Origin of the sequence: Sulfitobacter sp. HI0027 (assembly GCF_001634775.1) — a bacterium.
GTDB lineage: Bacteria > Pseudomonadota > Alphaproteobacteria > Rhodobacterales > Rhodobacteraceae > Sulfitobacter.
On record NZ_LWER01000378.1, the window covers coordinates 20,562 to 39,475 of the forward strand.

General features: G+C 63.3%; 19 protein-coding genes and 1 riboswitch. Of the genes, 5 read left to right on the plus strand and 14 right to left on the minus strand.

The genetic code is table 11. The features are described from left to right. Positions 1 to 4: 4 nt before the first annotated feature. The 5 genes from A3722_RS17475 to A3722_RS17495 form a co-directional block, all read right to left on the minus strand. Complete coding sequence (locus A3722_RS17475) at positions 5 to 253, minus strand: hypothetical protein (protein ID WP_067626996.1); 249 nt, start codon at positions 251 to 253, stop codon at positions 5 to 7. 215 nt (positions 254 to 468) lie between these two features. Beyond that, positions 469 to 1,560, minus strand: coding sequence for a GTP cyclohydrolase FolE2 (folE2, locus tag A3722_RS17480; protein WP_067626994.1), 1,092 nt, complete (start codon positions 1,558 to 1,560; stop codon positions 469 to 471). Between the two features lie 83 nt (positions 1,561 to 1,643). Next, positions 1,644 to 2,828, minus strand: coding sequence for an O-succinylhomoserine sulfhydrylase (metZ, locus tag A3722_RS17485; protein ID WP_067626992.1), 1,185 nt, complete (start codon positions 2,826 to 2,828; stop codon positions 1,644 to 1,646). 64 nt (positions 2,829 to 2,892) lie between these two features. Next, positions 2,893 to 2,969: riboswitch (SAM riboswitch) on the minus strand. A 62-nt stretch (positions 2,970 to 3,031) separates the two neighbouring features. Beyond that, on the minus strand, positions 3,032 to 3,637 hold the full coding sequence (locus A3722_RS17490) for an inner membrane-spanning protein YciB (protein ID WP_067626991.1): 606 nt from the start codon (positions 3,635 to 3,637) through the stop codon (positions 3,032 to 3,034). Positions 3,638 to 3,647: 10 nt separating this feature from the next. Beyond that, the gene (locus A3722_RS17495; protein WP_067626989.1) at positions 3,648 to 4,550 is read right to left on the minus strand and encodes a DMT family transporter; all 903 of its coding nucleotides are present in this window, start codon (positions 4,548 to 4,550) and stop codon (positions 3,648 to 3,650) included. A gap of 63 nt (positions 4,551 to 4,613) precedes the next feature. Here A3722_RS17495 and A3722_RS17500 point away from each other — a divergent pair, with 63 nt between their 5' ends. Further along, entirely contained in the window at positions 4,614 to 5,099 is a 486-nt protein-coding gene (locus tag A3722_RS17500) for an MgtC/SapB family protein (protein ID WP_067626987.1), read from the plus strand. Positions 5,100 to 5,132: 33 nt separating this feature from the next. On the opposite strand, the gene ftsY is transcribed toward A3722_RS17500, so the two are convergent. Together ftsY and A3722_RS17510 are read right to left on the minus strand one after the other, a co-directional pair. Continuing rightward, the gene (ftsY, locus tag A3722_RS17505; protein WP_067916325.1) at positions 5,133 to 6,515 is read right to left on the minus strand and encodes a signal recognition particle-docking protein FtsY; all 1,383 of its coding nucleotides are present in this window, start codon (positions 6,513 to 6,515) and stop codon (positions 5,133 to 5,135) included. A 96-nt stretch (positions 6,516 to 6,611) separates the two neighbouring features. Beyond that, the gene (locus tag A3722_RS17510; protein ID WP_067916327.1) at positions 6,612 to 8,324 is read right to left on the minus strand and encodes an NAD(P)H-dependent oxidoreductase subunit E; all 1,713 of its coding nucleotides are present in this window, start codon (positions 8,322 to 8,324) and stop codon (positions 6,612 to 6,614) included. Positions 8,325 to 8,485: 161 nt separating this feature from the next. Here A3722_RS17510 and A3722_RS17515 point away from each other — a divergent pair, with 161 nt between their 5' ends. Continuing rightward, positions 8,486 to 9,487: an alkane 1-monooxygenase gene (locus tag A3722_RS17515; protein ID WP_067625551.1), complete on the plus strand. Its 1,002-nt coding sequence runs from the start codon at positions 8,486 to 8,488 to the stop codon at positions 9,485 to 9,487. 41 nt (positions 9,488 to 9,528) lie between these two features. Further along, positions 9,529 to 9,918, plus strand: a complete 390-nt coding sequence (locus A3722_RS17520) for a hypothetical protein (protein WP_067625553.1) — start codon at positions 9,529 to 9,531, stop codon at positions 9,916 to 9,918. Between the two features lie 6 nt (positions 9,919 to 9,924). Here the strand turns inward: A3722_RS17520 and xseA are convergent, their stop codons facing one another. After that, the gene (gene xseA / locus A3722_RS17525) at positions 9,925 to 11,487 is read right to left on the minus strand and encodes an exodeoxyribonuclease VII large subunit (RefSeq protein WP_067625548.1); all 1,563 of its coding nucleotides are present in this window, start codon (positions 11,485 to 11,487) and stop codon (positions 9,925 to 9,927) included. A 70-nt stretch (positions 11,488 to 11,557) separates the two neighbouring features. Between xseA and purD the strand changes: the two genes are divergently transcribed. After that, positions 11,558 to 12,823, plus strand: coding sequence for a phosphoribosylamine--glycine ligase (gene purD / locus A3722_RS17530; RefSeq protein ID WP_067625545.1), 1,266 nt, complete (start codon positions 11,558 to 11,560; stop codon positions 12,821 to 12,823). 30 nt (positions 12,824 to 12,853) lie between these two features. Here purD and A3722_RS17535 read toward each other — a convergent pair whose 3' ends face one another. Both A3722_RS17535 and A3722_RS17540 read right to left on the minus strand, forming a co-directional pair. Further along, positions 12,854 to 13,549 carry an FG-GAP repeat domain-containing protein gene (locus tag A3722_RS17535; protein ID WP_067625541.1) on the minus strand — a complete coding sequence of 232 codons (696 nt, stop codon included), beginning with the start codon at positions 13,547 to 13,549 and terminating at the stop codon, positions 12,854 to 12,856. Further along, positions 13,549 to 13,872: a 2Fe-2S iron-sulfur cluster-binding protein gene (locus A3722_RS17540; RefSeq protein WP_067625538.1), complete on the minus strand. Its 324-nt coding sequence runs from the start codon at positions 13,870 to 13,872 to the stop codon at positions 13,549 to 13,551. The genes A3722_RS17535 and A3722_RS17540 overlap by 1 nt, the downstream gene beginning before the upstream one ends. A 176-nt stretch (positions 13,873 to 14,048) precedes the next feature. Between A3722_RS17540 and A3722_RS17545 the strand changes: the two genes are divergently transcribed. After that, entirely contained in the window at positions 14,049 to 14,600 is a 552-nt protein-coding gene (locus tag A3722_RS17545; protein ID WP_067625535.1) for a peptidoglycan-binding domain-containing protein, read from the plus strand. 54 nt (positions 14,601 to 14,654) lie between these two features. Here A3722_RS17545 and A3722_RS17550 read toward each other — a convergent pair whose 3' ends face one another. The 4 genes from A3722_RS17550 to hflK all read right to left on the minus strand — a co-directional run bounded on the left by A3722_RS17550 (position 14,655) and on the right by hflK (position 18,875). Next, the gene (locus A3722_RS17550; RefSeq protein WP_443068601.1) at positions 14,655 to 16,082 is read right to left on the minus strand and encodes a DegQ family serine endoprotease; all 1,428 of its coding nucleotides are present in this window, start codon (positions 16,080 to 16,082) and stop codon (positions 14,655 to 14,657) included. Between the two features lie 254 nt (positions 16,083 to 16,336). Continuing rightward, positions 16,337 to 16,531 carry a DUF2065 domain-containing protein gene (locus A3722_RS17555; protein WP_067625528.1) on the minus strand — a complete coding sequence of 65 codons (195 nt, stop codon included), beginning with the start codon at positions 16,529 to 16,531 and terminating at the stop codon, positions 16,337 to 16,339. Continuing rightward, positions 16,528 to 17,643 (minus strand): protease modulator HflC, encoded by a 1,116-nt coding sequence (gene hflC, locus A3722_RS17560; RefSeq protein WP_067916329.1) that lies wholly within the window; start codon positions 17,641 to 17,643, stop codon positions 16,528 to 16,530. The genes A3722_RS17555 and hflC overlap by 4 nt, the downstream gene beginning before the upstream one ends. Then, a complete protein-coding gene (gene hflK / locus A3722_RS17565; protein WP_201722068.1) occupies positions 17,643 to 18,875 on the minus strand; it encodes an FtsH protease activity modulator HflK in 1,233 nt (410 codons plus the stop codon). Before hflK ends, hflC begins: the two co-directional genes overlap by 1 nt. Between the last annotated feature and the right edge of the window lie 39 nt (positions 18,876 to 18,914).

The window sequence follows — 18,914 nt, forward strand, 5'->3', positions numbered from 1 at the left end:
CGTCTTAGATGTAGTAGAGGTCTTTGAAAACGTGGTGAACGATGTCGTCACGCTTGATGCCCATGGCGGCCAGTTCTTCGTCGCTTTTCGCTTGCAGGCCTTGGACCTGCTCAAAACGGCGGTGGGCGGTGGAGCCCATCATGATGCCATGGCCGATCCCCGCAAAAAAGCGACGCAGACCGGCGCCGGCGCGCCGCAGCCCTTCAAAGGGAGAGACGGAGTGGGCGGGATGAGCAGTGCTCTGGTAGGTCATCTGATTGCCTTTGCAATTTCCAGTATTTCGATGACCGTTAGATAGGCAATGCTGCGCCGCAGCAGAACCGACGTTTTCGCATAGCCGCTGGTCGGGACTTGCAGGGCTGACGGGGCGACAATCGCCATATCTGCGCTAAGTCACCCGGAATGCCCCGCAAAGGGGCGCTGCGCGTGGTGCGGACAACCATCGCGCGACCACCGCGCCGCGCCGGGTCAGCCGACGTGAAAGAGCGTGTTGAAAAGCTTGGGGTCGATGCTTTGCGCCGCGAAGGTCTCACCTTGGGTCAGCACGCTGATCGCATCGTGGCTGTGCAGGCTTTCTTGATGGCTGGCGACAATGCGGAAATCCCCCACCCGGCCATCGGCCAAGAGTTGCTCGCAAAACAGCCGCGCGGCATCCTCAACAAAGATCGGATTCGCGGCGTTGAGTTCGGCGAACGCCTGTTCGTCCTCGCGCTTGACCATGACCTGCGTCTCGGTCGGCACGGCGCGGCGGCAAATCTCGATCAGGTCTTCGAACCACAGGCAATCGCCCTCGTCCCGCGTCTCGACCGATATCCGCGCCACGGAGCGCTGCGAATGCGGCGTCGCCAATTGCCCGCGCGTTTCCCGCGCGTGTTCGCTGAGTTCCAGCGAACAGGGGCAGGTGCTGGAATAGACGTAATCAAGATGCACGATCTTTTTGCGCTCTCCGTCCTGCTCAACCAGTTCCAGCGCGATGTCATAATATTGATAGCCCGTCAGCCCCGAGCGCAAACTGCCGATCTTCATTGGAAAAGAGAATCGCATCTGAATCCGCGCGTCCAAGCTTTCGAGATCGGTCTTATAATCATCCAGCGCCGCTTCGATCACCTCAAAGCTAAAGGTCGCCTCTGCATGGCGGTAAAAGCTGCGCATGATGCGGGACATGTTGATGCCCTTCTTTTCCGCATCAAGCGACACCGAACCGGTCACAGATGTTTCCAGCCGCATATCCCCGCCCTCACGGCTGCGGTAACGGATCGGTAGGCGAAAGTTCGAGATGCCGACATGCTGGATCAACTGCTGCGCCCCGCGGATCAGGCTGGAGGGGCCGTTTTGCAGATCCGGCAGGCTGGCGCGGTAGTTGGCTCCAGCAGTGAAGTCCTCGGGGTAGGCACGGCTCAGTGCCGGGTAGTCGGCGGGCGCGAGCATCCGCGCCATGGCCGGGTCAAGGGCTGCGATCTCTGCAGGGGTGGCCGTTTCGGCCCAAGCGCGCAGGGTGGCGAGCGCAGCCTCCGCCGCGCTTCGATCCGGTGTTTCGGACATCTCAGTCACGATGTTCATTGCGCGGCCCTCCGGTCTGTCGTCCTTAATGTATGATGCGCGGGGCAAAAATGCCACCGCGCCTGCGACACATCAGGTCAGGCTTACGTCGCCGCCGCCAGCGCTTGCAGCAAATCGGCCTTGAGATCGCCGGTATATTCCAGCCCCACGCTGATGCGAACCAGCCCCGGCGTGATGCCCAAAAGGTCTTTGGTTTCCTGCGGCAAACGCTGGTGCGTCGTGGTGGCCGGGTGGGTCACGATAGTCTTCGCATCGCCGAGGTTGTTGGAGATCACCCCCACCTGCAACGCATTCAGGAAAGCGAAGGCCGCCGCTTTGCCGCCCTTGAGGTCAATGGAGAGTACCGTGCCCCCTGCCCCCATCTGCTGCATCGCCAGCGCGTTTTGCGGATGCGCGGCCAAGCCGGGGTAAAGCACCCGCGCCAGTTCGGCGTGGCCCTCCAGCGCTTCTGCCAATTCCTGTGCGCTGGCCGCCTGTGCCCGCACCCGCAGGTCGATGGTTTCCAACCCCTTGAGCATGATCCACGCGGTGAAGGGGCTCATCGAGCCGCCGGTGTGTTTCATATAAGGCTCAAGCGTGCCACGGATGAAATCGCGGCTGCCCAGCACCACACCGCCAAGCGCGCGGCCCTGCCCGTCGATATGTTTGGTCGCCGAATAGACCACCACATCCGCCCCCTGCGAAATCGCGCGCGAAAAGACTGGAGTCGCAAACACGTTATCGACCACCACCAGCGCGCCCTTGGCATGGGCCAGTTTGGCGACGGCTTCGATGTCGATCACTTCAAGCGTGGGGTTGGCGACGGATTCAAAGAACACGGCGCGGGTGTCCTCGCGGATCGCGGCCTCCCATGCGCCCAGATCGCTGCCGTCGACGAAAGTGACCTCAACCCCATAGCGGCCAAGGATTTCTTCGAGCACATAGATACAAGACCCGAATAGCGCCCGGGCCGACACCACATGATCGCCCGCCTTCAGCATTGAGATCAGCGCGCCCGACACCGCCGCCATGCCGCTGGCCGTGGCGAATGCGTCTTCGGCCCCTTCCAGCGTGGCGATACGGTCTTCGAACATCGCGACCGTCGGGTTGCCGTAGCGGGCATAGATGAACTCATCCGGGCCAGTTTCCTCGAACCGGGCCTCGGCCTGTTCGGCACTGTCATAGACGAACCCTTGGGTGAGGTAGATCGCCTCGCTCACCTCGCCATATTGGCTGCGGCGGGTGCCTGCGTGGATCGCTTGGGTGCGCGCGTGACGGTCGTTGCTCATCTATCTCATCCTTCTGGCCCGACCTTGCGGGCATAAAAAAACCCCAGACGCGGCCAAGCGAAAGGGGTCTTTCATCCTGACCTTTTAGCGGCATGTTTAACGTGGCCCACAATCCGGTAACAAATCGCCACGCGGGGTGGATTACGCCGCGCGACGCTGCAGGTCAACAGTTTCGCGCGGGGCATTGGTTAAATTTGAGCGGATCAGCCTTTGTCTTTCTTCTCGCCATAGGCTTCGAACAATTTGCCCTGCGCCATGAAGAAAACGAAAATCGCCGCCGTCAGGCCGAAGGTTTTGAAGTAGACCCATGTGTCGGTCGAAAAGAACCGCCAGATCAGCTCATTCGCCAGCGCGAGGCCAAAGAAGAAGAACATCAGCCGCTTGGTCAGCAGCATCCAGCCCTCATCGCGTAGCGGCATCATCTCTTCCATGACGTATTTCAGATAGGACTGCCCGCGCAGCAGGCCAACCGCCAAAAGGCCGCCAAAGAGCACATAGATCAGCGTCGGTTTCATCTTGAAAAAGCGGTCGTCGTTCAGCCAGACCGACAGCCCGCCAAAGATCACCACCAGCACCACGGTGGCGACCTGCATCCGGCTCAGCTTGCCCGTCAGCGCCCAGAGCGCGCCGGTCGACAGCACCAGCAAAGGCACGAACATCGCGGTGACGACGATGAAGCCATCGTATTCGGTCCCGCCGAAGGTGTAGGTGTTATCCTTGAGCCACAGATAGGCAACGAGGAAGGCCAGCACCGGCCCGTATTCCAAACCTGCACGCAGCATTGGGTTGATCTCTCTTGGTTCTGACATGCCTGTTCCTTCAGCCGCCCATTTCAACAATCACCGCCCCGGCCGCGATCAGCGCCATCAGCGCAATGCGGCGCGGGCCGACGGTTTCTTTCAGCACCAGCACCCCGATCAGCGCGGCAAAGACGGTCGATGTCTCGCGCAGCACTGCCGCCTCGCCCACCTTATCAAGCCGCGTGGCCAGCATGACCGACCCAAAGCTCGCAAAAGCGATGAACCCGCCGATCACGCCGCGCAGCATCAGCGGCGCCACCTCGGGTGGGTTCTCCATCCGGTGCCAGCGCCGCCATGCAATCACCGGCATCACCAATCCGTCGATCATGAAAAACCACGCGAGAAAGGTGAACGGATCAGCCGTGGCGCGAATGCCATATGCGTCATATGTGGTGTAAAGCGCCACGAACAAGCCCGTGAGCACCGCGAGCCCCAAAGCCGCGTGCAGCGTATCGCGCGCGGCGACCAGATTGCGCAGGTTATAAACCGCTAGCCCGAAAATACCGCTGAGTAGCACAGCCACGCCGAGCCACTGCACTGCATTGAACCGCTCGCCAAAGATCAGATAGGCGCCGACCACGGCAAACAGCGGCCCCGTGCCGCGCACCACCGGGTAGACCACCGTATAAGCACCCTTGGTATAGGCCCAAGCCTGTAACAGTTTATAGATCACATGGATCACGAAGGCGCCGAGGAAGATCAGCCACATATGCGGCTCGGGCCATGGCACGACGAACAGCGCAAAGGGCGCGGCCATCACACCATAGGAGACATCAATCGCCCCGCGTGTCAGCCACGGATCATGCCGCCCCTTTTGCAACGCGCCAAAGACGGCATGTAAAAAGGCCGCCGACAGCGCCAACCAAAGCGCCGCGGTATGGCCCGCGGGCGTGCCTTCGATCGACAGGATCCACTCGGTCATCGCGGAACCACCACAGCGGCGAGAGGTTTATTCGTCAAAGCCTTTATCACCAACGGAAATTCCATGTTTGAAAGCCTGCTCGCCGATCTGACCAACAGTTTTTCCAAAGTGCCTGTCACTGTCGCTGCCGCGCGGCTGCTGATGGCCGCGTTTCTGGCGGGCGTTGTGGGGTTTGAGCGCGAGCGGCGGGACAAGCCTGCGGGGCTGCGCACACATATCATGGTGGCCATCGCGGCCTGCCTGTTCATCATCATCGGGCAAGAGCTGGGCAGTCTGGAGTTCGGAGAGGGCGACCAGATGCGCTTTGATCCGCTGCGTTTGATCGAAGCGGTCACGGCGGGCGTCGCCTTCCTTGCCGCGGGGATCATTTTCACCTCCAACGGCGAAGTGCGCAACATCACCACCGGCGCGTCGATGTGGTTGGCCGGTGCCATTGGTCTTGCTTGCGGCGCGGGGCAGATTTTGCTCGCCTGTCTTACGGCAGGGATTGTGGTCAGCGTTCTGACGGTATTGCGCTGGATTGAGCGAAAGCTCGGCACCCACGAGTAATCAGAGCCGCCGCGCAAGGCGACCAAGGCGTCGCTAGGCATCCGTACCAACCAATGCGGCGGCAAATTCATCGGGATCAAACGGGGACAGATCGTCAATCTGCTCGCCCACACCCACCGCATGGATCGGCAGACCGAAACGATCCGCCAGCGCCACCAGAACGCCCCCCTTTGCGGTGCCGTCGAGTTTGGTCATAACCAGACCGCTGACGTCGGAAATCTCTTGAAAAACTTTCACTTGGTTCAGTGCGTTCTGCCCGGTCGTCGCGTCCAGCACCAATAGGGTGTTATGCGGTGCGGTCTCGTCCTTCTTGCGGATGACGCGGACTATCTTGGCCAGTTCCTCCATTAGGTCGCCCCGGTTTTGCAAACGGCCTGCGGTGTCGATCAGCAACAGATCGGCGCCTTCTTCCTGCGCGCGGCCCATGGCGTCGAAGGCAAGGCTGGCGGGGTCGCTGCCCTGCGCTGCAGTCAGCACAGGCACGCCTGCGCGTTCACCCCAGACCTGCAATTGCTCCACCGCGGCGGCGCGGAAGGTGTCGCCTGCGGCGATCACGACCTTCTTACCCGCCGCACGGAATTGCGAGGCCAGCTTGCCGATGGTCGTCGTCTTGCCAGAGCCGTTCACGCCGACAACAAGCACCACCTGAGGCGTCTTGGAATAGATCGGCAGGGGCCGCGCCACAGGCTCCATGATGCGGCTGACTTCGCTGGCGAGCAGTTGTTTGATCTCCGCCACCGAGAGTTTCTTGCCAAAGCGCCCTTCGGCCATATTGGCGGTGACCCGTAGCGCGGTGTCAACGCCCATGTCGGCACTGATCAGCAGTTCCTCGAGCTGTTCGAGCATCTCATCGTCCAGCGCGCGGCGCACAACAGGCTGCGCTGCGCTGCGGCCCATCAAACGGCCTAGAAGGCCCGGCTTCGCAGGAGCGGCCTCTGCTTCGTCGAGCGCAGGCGCGACCGGGGTCATGGCTTGGCGCAGGTCCACGTCGGGCGGAACTTCGTCGGGGGCCGGAGCGGGGTCGGGGGCCGGGGCGGGGACTGGATCGACCGCTGGCGGCACCTGCTCGGGTTCGGGCGTGGGCTTCGGGTCTGCGGGCTCAGGTGGCACCGCTGGCGCAGGCTGAGGGGTGGGCTCGGGAATGGTGACGGGCTCGGGCGTCGGCTCGGGCGTTGGTTCTGGCATTGGAGCGGGTTCGGGGGTTTCCTCCTCCTGCTCAGCTGCCAACATCGGGCCGCTGTCGTCCTGCCCGTCGGGCATCACATCCGAGGCCGCGCCGGGCTGGTCCATCACCGCATCCACGGTGGCCGCTTCGGCCTCCGTTTCGCCGCCATCGCTGACTATCGCCTCTAGCCCCTCGTCGATCTTGGACGAGGATTTGAACAAGCGGTCCTTGAGCTTCGTGAAGAAGGCCATCGGCGTCTCCCATGCAGTTTCGTCTTGATCTATAGGCTTGCCCGCGCAGATGGAAGAGCGCCTAGGGCAGATCAAGGCAACCGAGAGGGGCCGCGGTTAGATTTCGTCAGAAAAATGCTTCATCACCAGCCGGATCGGGTTCGGCGCCGCCTGCCCCAACCCGCAGATTGAGGCATCAACCATCGCGGTCGACAACTCCTCCAGCAGCCCTTGATCCCAGCGGTCTTCTTGCATCAGCTTGACCGCCTTTTCGCAGCCCACCCGGCAGGGCGTGCATTGGCCACAGCTTTCATCCTCGAAAAACCGCAGCATATTGAGCGCGGCCGCGCGGGCGCTGTCATGTTCAGAGAGAACAACCACCGCCGCCGAGCCAATAAAGGACCCATGCGGTTGCAGCGTGTCGAAATCGAGCGGCACGTCATCCATCGAAGCCGGCAACAGGCCAGAGGACGGCCCGCCCGGCTGGTACGCCTTCAGCACATGCCCCTCGGCCATGCCGCCCGCCGCCGCGATGATATCGGTGATGGTCGACCCCGCAGGCAGTACATACATCCCCGGCTGCGCCACCCGCCCCGAGACCGAGTAGCTGCGCAGCCCCTTGCGGCCATTCTTTTCGGTCGCGTTTAGCACCTGTGGCCCTTCGCGGCAGATGCGGGCGATCCAATGCAGGGTTTCCACGTTATGCACCAATGTCGGGCGGTCAAAGACCCCCACCTGCGCCACGTAAGGCGGGCGGTGGCGCGGCAGGCCGCGCTTGCCTTCGATGCTTTCGATCATCGCGCTTTCTTCGCCGCAGATATAGGCGCCCGCCCCGCGGCGCAGATCGACATAACCGGGGGTGATGACGCCCGCATTCTCCAGCGCCGCAATCTCGCGCCGCAGGATGTCCAGCACCGCCGGGTATTCGTCGCGCATGTAGAGGAAGACTTTTTCAGCCTCGACCGCCCATGCGGCGATCAGCATGCCTTCGAGGAAAAGATGTGGGGTGCGCTCAAGATACCAGCGGTCCTTAAAGGTGCCCGGTTCGCCTTCGTCTCCATTGACTGCCAGATAGCGCGGCCCCGGATTGCCGCGCACAAAGCCCCATTTCTTGCCCGAGGGGAAGCCCGCCCCGCCCAGCCCGCGCAGACCGGCCTCCAGCAGTTGTTCTTGCACGGCTTCCCAGCCGCCATCCGCACGCAGGTTCAACAGCGCCTCGTAACCACCTGAATTCGTGTAGGTTTGGTAAGCCTCATAGTCCGGCAATTGGACATGCGTGTCCTGTGCTGCAATCGCCGCCTCAACCTTTTCCGGCGTTGCGTGGTCGATATGATTGTGGCCCAGTTCCAGCACCGGCGCGGTGTCGCAGCGCCCCATGCAGGGCGCACGCAGCACGCGGACCTCTGCGGGGTCCAGCCCCTCCTCAAGCGCCGATTTCAACGCCTGCGCTCCGGCGAGTTCACAAGACAGCGAATCGCAGACACGGATGGTCAGCGCGGGAGGCGGGGTCTCGCCCTCTTTCACCACGTCGAAATGCGCGTAGAAGCTGGCGACCTCATAGACTTCGGCCATCGACAGGCGCATCTCTTCGGCTAAGGCGCGCAGATGTGCGGCAGAGAGGTGGCCAAAGCGGTCTTGGATCAGATGCAGATATTCGATCAGCAGATCACGGCGGCGCGGGCGGTCGCCCAACAGCACGCGAACTTCCTCCCAAGCCGCGTCCTGCACCTGCCGACCCTTGGGATGATGCCGCCCCTTGCCCTTGCCGGATTTCCAGACGCCCTTTTGCGGTTCCTGCCCCGCCGCTTTACCGTGATCATCCAGCGCCATGTCGCTTCCCCCCGCCTTGCTTTCAGCAGTCGTAGCAAATCAAGGCGCAGCCCGGCGATCAAAAAGCGACAATCGCGCGGGTGTTTGCGTTGTGCGCGGGCCGTGCGGCGGGCAGAATGGGCGGATGCGCCGCAAGGCGGGTCATGAGTAAGGGAAAACACGTGCTGTGGTATGTGATCGCCAGTTTTACGCCAGCGGTGCTGATCGCCGCCGCCGCCCTCTGGGGCGGGGTCTGGCCTGTGCTGGCACTTTTGTCGATCACGGTTCATGTCGCCTTTATGGACCGATTGGGCCGCGCGCTGACCCTTTCCGACAGGTCCGGTCGGGGACTGACGCTGACATTGGCTGCGGTGCATTTCATGCTGCTGCCGCTCGGGGTCTGGGCGATTGGCGGCGCGCCGCATCTTGAGGGGCTGGACCGTGCGCTGATCTTTGCCGCCCTCGGTCTGTTTCTGGGTCAGATCAGCAATTCCAACGCACATGAGTTGATCCACGCATCCCGCCGCCTGCCCCGACGGATCGGCACGGCGGTCTATGTCTCTTTGCTGCACGGGCATCACGTCTCGGCCCATCTGCGGGTGCATCACCCCGCCGCCGCCACCCCCGCCGATCCCAATTCCGCGCCCAAAGGCATGGGGTTCTGGCGGTTTCTTCTCAGCGCAAGTTGGGGGGAGTTTCGCGCCGGGTGGCAGGCCGACAACGCGCAGCGGGCGCGCAAGACGGGGGCGAAGGGGCTGCACCCCTATGCAATCTACCTCGGCGGTGCCGCAGTGGCCCTGCTCACCGCGCTGCTTTTGGGCGGCATTACCGGGCTGTTGGCCTATCTTGGCCTTGCCGCCTATGCACAGATGCAACTGCTGCTGTCGGACTATGTGCAGCATTATGGCTTGCGGCGGCAGCAACGCACCGATGGCCGGTTCGAGCCGATCGGCCCACAGCACAGTTGGAACGCCCCGAAATGGTATTCCGCGGCCATGATGCTGAACGCGCCGCGCCATTCCGACCACCACATGCGCCCCGCCCGCGCCTTTCCGGCGTTGGAAGTGACCGAAGAGATGCCGAAACTGCCCTATTCCCTGCCCATCATGGCGGTGATCGCCCTTGTGCCACCGCTCTGGCGTCGGGTGATGGACCGCCGCGTGGCGCAGTGGCGCCGCGGCTGATCCCACTGGCGCGGGGCGCGGGCTTCTGGCAGGCTGTTGGGATGAGACATACCCTCGCCCTGATCTGCGCCCTCCTGCCCCTGCCCGCCTTGGCCGAGATGTCGGCGGCGGAGTTCGAGGCCTATACGCAGGGCAAAACGCTCTACTACGGCCAGTCCGGCGCGCCCTATGGGGCCGAGGTCTATCACGAGGATCGCCGCGTGCAGTGGTCCTTTCTTGATGGCCGCTGCAAGGAGGGGCGTTGGTATGAGGCCGAGGGGCTGATCTGTTTCGTCTACGAAGACGACCCCACCCCGCAATGCTGGAGCTTCACCGAAAGCCCATCCGGGCTGGTCGCCCGGTTCGAGAATGACCCAACCCAAACCGAGCTTTACGAGGCGCAGGAGCAGAATGACCCTCTGCTCTGTCTCGGGCCCGAAGTCGGGGTCTGACCGGCCTTAGCTTTCGCCTTTGACAGCCAGCCGACCATCCGCAAATTCGATCTCCAACCGGGCGGCGTTCTTTGCGGCCTCGGTGCTGGTCACCACATCACCGTCGCCCCGCACCACGGCGAAACCGCGGGCGAGCGTTTCGCGGTAGCCAAGCGTGCCAAGGGTGCGGCCCAAAGCGTCGATCTGGCGGCGACGACGGTCTTGATCCGCGCGGCCTGCGCGCGCCAACCGGGCGAGCACCTCATTCAATCGCTGGTCTTGGCGGGAAAGGTCGCGCAGCAGCACCTCGGGGCGGAAAGTCTGCGTACGGTCGAGCAGCCGTTCACGACGACGCAGGATCTGCCGCTGCAACACCTCGGGGTGAAACCGGTCGATCCTTGTCCCGAGCCGTTCACGCTGCCCTGCCAAATTGCGTTGCCATGCGGGGTCGAGCCTTGCCGATAGCTGGGCCAGCCGCTGACGATCAGCCTCCAACTGGCGGCGCAGGGTGCCGGGACGCAGGGCGCCGGACATATCGGCCAGTTTCACGCGGCGGCCTTGGACACCCGCGATCAGCGCGGGGGCCAGTTTCTCCCCACCCCGGTCGAGCCTTTGGCGCGGCCCTTCCAGCAAGGTCTCGGCACGCGGCAAGGCCCGCGCCAGATCCCGCATCCGCTGGCCGCGCCGGGTCAGCCCTTGGCTCAGCGCCTGACGCATCCTCGCGCCCTGCCCCTCCAGCCATGCCGCCAATTCATGCCGCACCGGCACGGCAAGCTCTGCCGCCGCTGTCGGCGTCGGCGCGCGTTTGTCTGAGACAAAGTCGATCAGCGTCGTGTCGGTCTCATGCCCCACGGCAGAGATCAGCGGGATCTCCGAGGCTGCCGCCGCACGCGCGACGCTTTCCTCGTTAAAGCCCCAGAGGTCTTCGACCGAGCCGCCGCCACGGGCCACGATGATCAACTCGGGCCGGGGCAATGCGCCACCGGGGGTCAGCCGGTTGAACCCTTCAATGGCGCGCACGACTTCGGGCGCGCATTTCGCGCCCTGTACGGCGACGGGCCAGACCAGCACTTTGCGCGGGAAACGGTCGCGCAGCCGGTGTAGGATATCACGGATCACAGCCCCCGAGGGCGAGGTCACGACGCCGATGATCTCAGGCAGGTAGGGCAGCGGGCGTTTGCGTTCGGGGGCAAAGAGCCCCTCCGCCGCCAGTGCCGCCTTGCGTTTCTCCAATAGCGCCATCAGCGCGCCCATGCCCGCCGGTTTGATATCCTCGATGACGATCTGGTATTTCGATTGGCCGCCAAAGGTGGTGATCCGTCCGGTGGCGATCACCTCCATCCCCTCTTCGGGCTGGGTTTCAAGCCGTGCGGTCACGCCCTTCCAGATCACGCCGGAGATCACCGAACGGTCGTCCTTGAGATCAAGATAAACATGCCCCGAACGCGGGCGGCTCACGCGGCCCACCTCACCGCGAATCCGGACATGGGCAAACTCACCCTCAATCACCCTTTTGATCGCGCCGGAAAGCTCGGTCACCGTAAATTCGGGGCTGTTTGCACCGGGGGCGGGGTCGTCGAACAGATCCATCTGGGCACCTTGTGTCTGTGGGCACCCCAGCTTAGAACGCGGGGCAAAGAAGTCCAAGGGAGTGCGCGGCATGAATATCCTGATCCTCGGCAGCGGTGGCCGCGAACATTCACTTGCTTGGGCGGTCATGCAGAACCCCAAATGCGACAAGCTGATCGTCGCGCCGGGCAATGCGGGCATCGCGGCCATTGCGCAATGCGCTAAGCTCGACATCATGGATGGCGCGGCGGTGGTGGCTTTCTGCGAAGGCAACAACATCGACTTCGTCATCATCGGCCCCGAAGCGCCCTTGGCGGCAGGCGTGGGCGATGACCTGCGCACGGCGGGTTTCGACGTGTTCGGCCCCTCCAAAGCGGCGGCTGCGCTGGAAGCCTCCAAAGCCTTTACCAAGGAAATCTGCGACGCCTGCGATGCGCCCACGGCGGCCTATGGCCATTTCACCGACGCCGCCAGCGCCCGCGCCTATGTGGAAAAGCAAGGCGCGCCGATCGTCATCAAGGCCGACGGTCTGGCGGCGGGCAAAGGTGTCATCATCGCCATGACCGACGCCGAAGCCCTCGCCGCCGTAGATGAGATGTTCGACGGTGCCTTTGGCGACGCGGGCGCCGAGGTCGTGATCGAAGAGTTCATGGAAGGCGAAGAGGCGTCTTTCTTCGTGCTTTGTGACGGGGAAACCGTGCTGCCCATCGGCACGGCCCAAGACCACAAGCGCGTCGGCGACGGCGACAGCGGCCCCAATACTGGCGGCATGGGCGCCTATTCCCCCGCCCCGGTGCTGAGCGACGAGATCGCCGAACGCGCGTTGGATGAGATCATCCGCCCCTGCATGGCCGAGATGGCGAAACGTGGGATGCCCTATCAAGGCGTACTTTATGCCGGGTTGATGATCAAAGACGGCCAGCCGCGTCTGGTGGAATACAACGTGCGCTTTGGCGATCCTGAATGCCAAGTGCTGATGATGCGCCTTGGCGCGCAGGCTTTTGATCTGATGCAGGCCACGGCCAAAGGCACGCTGGCCGATATGCAGGTGAACTGGGCCGAGGATCACGCGCTGACCGTGGTGATGGCGGCGAATGGCTATCCCGGCGCCTATGAAAAGGGCAGTGAGATCAAGGGGCTCAAAGACCTGCCCGAAGACAGCGCCAATATGGTGTTCCACGCGGGCACCGTGGCGCAAGACGGGGCGATCTTGGCAAACGGCGGCCGCGTGCTGAACGTCACCGCGCGCGGGGATACATTGGCCGAGGCGCAGGAGCGTGCCTATGCGATGGTCGACGGGATCGATTGGCCCGAAGGTTTCTGCCGCCGCGACATCGGCTGGCGCGCGCTGAGCTAACAGGCGGCGGCTTAGGCCGCCCCAGCACCCTCAGTCACAGGCAAGTGCCGCGGCAAAGCTGTCGGCCCCTGCGAAGGGGCCGATGTCGCGACGCGCAAGCTGCCCGTCCGTCAGGCGCACCCCCACCACGCGCTGCCAATCGGCATCCGCCAGCACCATCTCTGGCCCGGCACCGCAATCGCGCAGACCGCCCGAGATGAAGGACTCTCCGATTCGATGGTTGGTCAGCCCCGGCATCTGAGCCACCTCGCTCAGGTCCCCATCCGCAAAACGCCAGACCCGCAGCACCCGCGCCAGATGCGGGCGGTCGACATAGGCGATCTCAACCGCGCCGTCACCGTCGAGATCAGCGGCGCCTATGGGGGCAAGCCAGCGGTTGCTTTGGCCGATATGCGGGGTCTCAGCAATCTTGCCCTCGGGGCCGTAGATTGCCAGCGCCGCGCCGCGGTTCACGTCGGTCTCAATCACAAGCACTTCGGGCGCGCCATCGCCGGTTACATCGACCAGCCGGGGGGCGATATCTTCGAAAACATGGTCACGGGGTAGAGTGAAGCGTCGCGCGTTTCCGTCTGCCAAAGAGACCTGTAGCCCACCCCATTCCAGCGCATCGCCCAGAATGCCGTGGGCGTAGCGCCCGGTGGGCGAGATATAGCGCGCGGCGGTGATCGTCTCCGCCGCGGCGCTGGTCGCAATCAGCGCAAGCAGAACTGTGCCGACCGCCCGCATCAAATCTGCTTTTCCGGCATCTGCACGCGCAGACCGTCCAGCGCATCGGTGACCTTGATCTGGCAGGTCAGACGCGACCGCGCAGGGTCAGGCTCGAACGCGAAGTCGAGCATGTCTTCTTCCATGTCGTCCATCGGCGTCAGCTTCTCTGTCCACGCGGGATCGACATAGACGTGGCAGGTGGAACAAGCGCAGGCCCCGCCACAGTCGGCTTCGATGCCGGGAATGTTATTGTCCCGCGCGCCTTCCATGACCGTGAGACCATTGGCCACCTCGACCACATGTTCGGTGCCGGAATGTTCGACATAGGTGATTTTGGCCATGATGATGCCCTTTCGTCCTAAAAGCTCGGCCTTGTTTAGCGGGCTATGGCAGCCGGTTCCAGCCCCCTTTTCATGAGTTCGCCCACGCATGCCCCCGCCGATGACATTGCGGTGGGCAAGGTCCGCGCCTCCCGCTAGTCTGCGCGCAAACAACAGGTGAGCCCCGCGATTCCGGCATGACACAGCCCCCTCCCCTCCGATCCACATTGCAGCGCGCGGCCTTGCTGCTACTCGTCGCCGGTATCGCGGGCTGCGAGACGGCGACACCGGCCACGCCGCGCCCGGAGCCGGGAGTGTTGGAGGCTACGCGCAACGGCCCCGCAAGCGCGGCTGAGGGCAGTTGCTGGGGCCGCACGGTCAGCCCCGCGGTGATCGAGACGGTGACCGAACAGGTCGAAGTCACCCCCGCCAAAATGAACGCCGATGGCAGCATCGCCAAACCGCCCGTCTACAAGACAGAGACCCGCCAAGAGATCGTGCGCGCACGGGTCGACAACTGGTTCGAGACCCCCTGCCCGGATGTGCTAACGTCAGAGTTCAACAGCACCCTGCAACGGGCGCTGCAGGCACGCGGTTTTTACGCCGGGCCGATCACCGGTGAGATGGACAGAGCGACACGGCTCGCCGTACGGCGCTATCAGGCCAAACAGGGGCCGAACAGCGAGGTGCTGTCGCTCACCACCGCCCGTGCGCTTGGGCTTGTCGCGGTGCCCCGGCAGGGCGGCTGATCCCCCAACGAAAAAGGGCGCCCGGAGGCGCCCTTTCCAAACCACGGTAGCGGATCACTCCGCCAGCGACAGCGCGACAAATCGCGGGTCGCCGCCACGGCGCACCAGCAGCAGCAGAGACTTGCGGCCAGCCTCTTTCGCGGCGGCGATCCGCGCTTCCAGATCAGCGATGCTTGTCACCTGCTCCTGACCCGCTTCGGTGATGATGTCCCCCATGCGCAGGCCCTTCTCAAAGGCCTCCGACGTTTGATCCACATCCGTCACGGCAAGACCGCTCATATCGCCATCGGCCCCCAGTTCGGCGCGCAGATCATCCGTAAGCGGCATCAGGGTCAGGCCCATCAGCATGGTCGACTGCGGCTCTGTCTCGGTGCCGTCATCGGCGTTTTCGTCCATTGCCGCAGGAACCGCGCCATCCGCATCTTCGCGGCGGCCCAGCACAACTTTGATGGTCTGGGTCTTGCCATCGCGCAGCACGGTCACGCGGACCGTCGCGCCCACGGGGCTATTGCCCACCTGACGCACCAGACCGCGGGTATCGACGACTTCGACGCCATCGAAGGATTTGATCACGTCACCGGTCTTGAGCCCTGCTTCCCGCGCCGGGCCTTCCGGCACGTCGGTGATCAAGGCCCCAACGGCTTTCTTAAGGCCCATGGCGTCGGCCACATCATCAGTCACGTCCTGAATGCGCACACCCAGCCAGCCACGGCGGGTCTCACCGAATTCCTGCAACTGGTCGATCACGCGGGTGACCACGTTCGAGGCCATCGAAAAGCCGATCCCGATGGAGCCGCCATTGGGCGACAGGATCGCGGTGTTCACGCCGATCACCTCGCCATCCATGTTGAACAGCGGCCCGCCCGAGTTGCCCCGGTTGATCGCAGCATCAGTCTGAATGTAGTCGTCATAGGTGCCCGACAGCGCCCGGTTGCGGGCTGATACGATGCCCGCAGAGACTGAAAAGCCCTGCCCCAGCGGGTTGCCCATGGCAATCACCCAGTCCCCCACACGCGCGGCGTTGCTGTCGCCGAAAGAGACGAAGGGCAACGGCTGGCTGGCTTCGACCTTCAGCAGCGCAATGTCGGTCTTGGGGTCGGTGCCGATCACCTTGGCGACCAGTTCCTCGCCCGAAAAAAATTCGATCGTAATCTCATCGGCGCTTTCGATCACGTGATTGTTGGTCACCACATAGCCATCTTCGGAAATCACAAAGCCTGAGCCAAGCGCCGAGGAACGGCGCGGGCGGTTGCCCTCGCCGTCGTTGTTGCGATCCTGAAACTCGCGGAAAAAGTCTTCGAAAGGCGAGCCTTCGGGAACGATGCCCTGCGGCCCGGTGCGGCCCTCAACCGTGGTCGATGTGGTGATATTCACCACCGAGGGGCTGATCTTTTCCGCAAGCGGGGCAAGGCTTTCAGGTTTGGCCAGCGCCATGCTGGCTTGCAGGATCAAGAGGGTCAGCGCCATCACCCCCATTGCCATCGCTCGCATCCATTGGGTGTGTTGTGCTGTTTTGGACAGGGAAACCGCCTTGGCCTGCATTCATCGTCTCCTGATTGTTCCTGTTGTTGCCAACGTGGGCAGAGTGCATTCCGAAAGGACGCGCTGCAACAGCAAAGATGGGGCCGATCACGGGCATTTCAACGGGCACGCGGCTGATGATTTATCGCTCGGGCCTCTGTGCCTTGGCAGAATGCGCGGCGAAACCGAACGTCCTTCGGCCCCTGATCCGGCCTTTAGACGCCCAATTGAAACGCCAGCCAGACAAATATCAATCCGGCGACCACCACCAGTGCGCCGAGTTGGCGCAGCGCCGCCTCAGGGATGCGGCGGAGCATTTCCAGCATCTGCTCCAAAAACGAAGGGGCCAGTGCGTACACCAGCCCCTCGAATATCAGAACCGACCCTAGAGCCAGTAGAACAAGGCTCATTCGTCGAGCGCGGCTGGCTGGTCGGCCTCCGCGTCCGGCGCGACAGGTGCAGGCGCTACAGGCTCAGGCGTGGCGGGGGCCGCAGGGGCGGCCTCCTCCTGCGTGTCGTCGGCAGCAGCGCTATCGTCCGCTGGCGCAGGTTCCGCCGCCGGCGCATCGGTTTGCGGTGCCTCGGCTGGCGTCTGGACCTGTGCCTCGGCCGCTGTCTGCGGCGGTGCGTTCGCATCGACAGTGGTCGAAGGATTGCGGTCCGAGCGCAGGTAGTTGAAGAACTCGCTGTCCGGCGACATCACCATGGTCGAGTTCTCGCCCCGCAGGGCCTGCTCATAGGCGGTCAACGACCGGTAGAATTCAAAGAACTCCTGATCCTGACCATAAGACTGCGCGAAGATTTTGTTTCGCTGAGCGTCCGCCTCACCTTCGATGATCCGTGCGTCCCGACGCGCCTCCGACAAGATCTCTTCATAGGTCCGGTCAGCAAGGGCGATCACACGCTGCGCGGCCTCGCGGCCACGGGCGCGTTCATCGGTGGCTTCACGCTCACGTTCGGCGATCATCCGCTGCAGGGTCGCATCAAAGTTCTGCTCTGGCAGGTTGGTCTGACGCAGACGCACATCAACGACCTTGAGGCCAAGCGCCTGTGCACGGGCATCTGCGCGGACACGAATTTGCTCCATCAGGTCCGACCGCTCGGGCGACAGGATCGTGTTGGAGGTCACGCCTTGCGAACCCAAAACGGCACGGATCTGGCTTTCCATGATGCCGCCCATTTCGCTTTCGGCCTGACGTTCACCGCCCGCACCCAAAGCTTGGCGGTACTGGACCATGTCGTCGATCCGGTAGAGCACGAAGGCATCGATTTCCAGACGACGGTCATCGGCGGGGGTAACTTCGATCACCGGGGTTTCCAGCGACAAGATCCGGTCTTCGTAGCGCACGACCTCATCCAAGAAGGGCACCTTGAAGCCGATGCCCGGCTCGTTGCGGACCTGTTTGATCTGGCCGAAGCGCAGCACCAGCGCTTTTTCGCGCTCGTCCACGACAAAGACAGCCGAAAGGACACCCACGATGGCGATCACCAAGATGGGAATGATAAGACTTGTTTTCCGCATCAGTTCGACCCTCCGCCGCGCCGCAATTCATTGAGTGGCAGATAGGGAACGACGCCCTGCCCGCCTTGGCCGCTGCCGTTTTCGAGGATGATTTTATCCACGTCGCCCAGCACCTTTTCCATGGTCTCAAGATACAGACGCTTGCGCGTCACGTCGGGCGCGTTGCGGTATTCTTCCAAGACGGCCTCAAAACGGCTGGCTTCACCCACAGCATCGTTCACCACACGGGCGCGATAGCCTTCGGAGGCTTCCAAAAGCTGCGCGGATTCACCGCGGGCTTCGGCGGTGCGGCGGTTGGCATAGGCATCGGCCTGACGCTCTACCCGGTCACGCTCCTGTTCGGCCGCTTGCACGTCGCGGAAGGCGTCGACGACCGACTGCGTGGTCGTGTTGCCATTGGCATCGGTGACCTGCACGGTTTGGCTGGGCGGGTCGACCTTGTTCACGTTGACACGCAGCACGTTGATGCCGGTCTTGCGGTTATCAAGCGTGGTTTGGATCAACTCTTTTACCCGATCTGCAACGGCACCACGGTCCCGGTTGAGGATCGGCGCGAGTTCGGACTGGGCGATAACTTCGCGCATCGCGGATTCGGAAATCGCACGCACGGAGGCTTCGGGATCGCGCAGCGAGAATTTGAAATCGCGCGCGTTCTTGATGTTCCAGACCACCTGAAAGTCGATGTCGACGATGTTTTCATCGGTGGTCAGCATCAGGCCTTCGTTGCCGCCCGTGCCGCGCCGCACACCAAGTTCTTCGGTGCGGTTGGTGGTGACGTCAAAAACCTCTGCCGTGACCAGCGGCCATGGGGCAAAGTTCAAACCCTCGGTGCCAATGCCGGAAAATTCGCCCAAGAACAGTTCGATCGACTGCTGTTCGGGCCGCACGGTATAAAAGCTGGCAAAACCCCAAAGCGCCACGCCGGCCAAAAGGGCAATACCAATTGTCGAGCGGGTCACGCCCGGCCCGCCAGAGCCGCGGCCACCGCCGCCGGTGCCATTGCCCCGGTCGCCACCACGGCCGCCCATCAGGACACGCAGCTGCTCTTGGCCCTTGCGCACCAGATCGTCGATCTCGGGCATCTGGGGGCGGTCACCGCCCTGCCCGCGTGGACCCTGCGGCCCGTCGTTGCGTCCCTCGTTGCCGCGGTCACCATTGGTGCCCCGGTCTCCGCCGTTGCCCCGGTTGCCGCCTCCGCCGCCCCCCCAGGGGCCTTGCGAATTTCCTGCCATTGATATGTTCCCCTCTCGGCCGCCCATGCGGCCTATCGT

Coding starts and splice junctions, on each gene's coding strand:
- A3722_RS17475 (WP_067626996.1), bottom strand. CDS start 253: ATGACCTACCAGAGCACTGCTCATCCCGCCCACTCCGTCTCTCCCTTT.
- folE2 (WP_067626994.1), bottom strand. CDS start 1,560: ATGAACATCGTGACTGAGATGTCCGAAACACCGGATCGAAGCGCGGCG.
- metZ (WP_067626992.1), bottom strand. CDS start 2,828: ATGAGCAACGACCGTCACGCGCGCACCCAAGCGATCCACGCAGGCACC.
- A3722_RS17490 (WP_067626991.1), bottom strand. CDS start 3,637: ATGTCAGAACCAAGAGAGATCAACCCAATGCTGCGTGCAGGTTTGGAA.
- A3722_RS17495 (WP_067626989.1), bottom strand. CDS start 4,550: ATGACCGAGTGGATCCTGTCGATCGAAGGCACGCCCGCGGGCCATACC.
- A3722_RS17500 (WP_067626987.1), top strand. CDS start 4,614: ATGTTTGAAAGCCTGCTCGCCGATCTGACCAACAGTTTTTCCAAAGTG.
- ftsY (WP_067916325.1), bottom strand. CDS start 6,515: ATGGCCTTCTTCACGAAGCTCAAGGACCGCTTGTTCAAATCCTCGTCC.
- A3722_RS17510 (WP_067916327.1), bottom strand. CDS start 8,324: ATGGCGCTGGATGATCACGGTAAAGCGGCGGGGCAGGAACCGCAAAAG.
- A3722_RS17520 (WP_067625553.1), top strand. CDS start 9,529: ATGAGACATACCCTCGCCCTGATCTGCGCCCTCCTGCCCCTGCCCGCC.
- xseA (WP_067625548.1), bottom strand. CDS start 11,487: ATGGATCTGTTCGACGACCCCGCCCCCGGTGCAAACAGCCCCGAATTT.
- purD (WP_067625545.1), top strand. CDS start 11,558: ATGAATATCCTGATCCTCGGCAGCGGTGGCCGCGAACATTCACTTGCT.
- A3722_RS17535 (WP_067625541.1), bottom strand. CDS start 13,549: ATGCGGGCGGTCGGCACAGTTCTGCTTGCGCTGATTGCGACCAGCGCC.
- A3722_RS17540 (WP_067625538.1), bottom strand. CDS start 13,872: ATGGCCAAAATCACCTATGTCGAACATTCCGGCACCGAACATGTGGTC.
- A3722_RS17545 (WP_067625535.1), top strand. CDS start 14,049: ATGACACAGCCCCCTCCCCTCCGATCCACATTGCAGCGCGCGGCCTTG.
- A3722_RS17550 (WP_443068601.1), bottom strand. CDS start 16,082: ATGGCAATGGGGGTGATGGCGCTGACCCTCTTGATCCTGCAAGCCAGC.
- A3722_RS17555 (WP_067625528.1), bottom strand. CDS start 16,531: ATGAGCCTTGTTCTACTGGCTCTAGGGTCGGTTCTGATATTCGAGGGG.
- hflC (WP_067916329.1), bottom strand. CDS start 17,643: ATGCGGAAAACAAGTCTTATCATTCCCATCTTGGTGATCGCCATCGTG.
- hflK (WP_201722068.1), bottom strand. CDS start 18,875: ATGGCAGGAAATTCGCAAGGCCCCTGGGGGGGCGGCGGAGGCGGCAAC.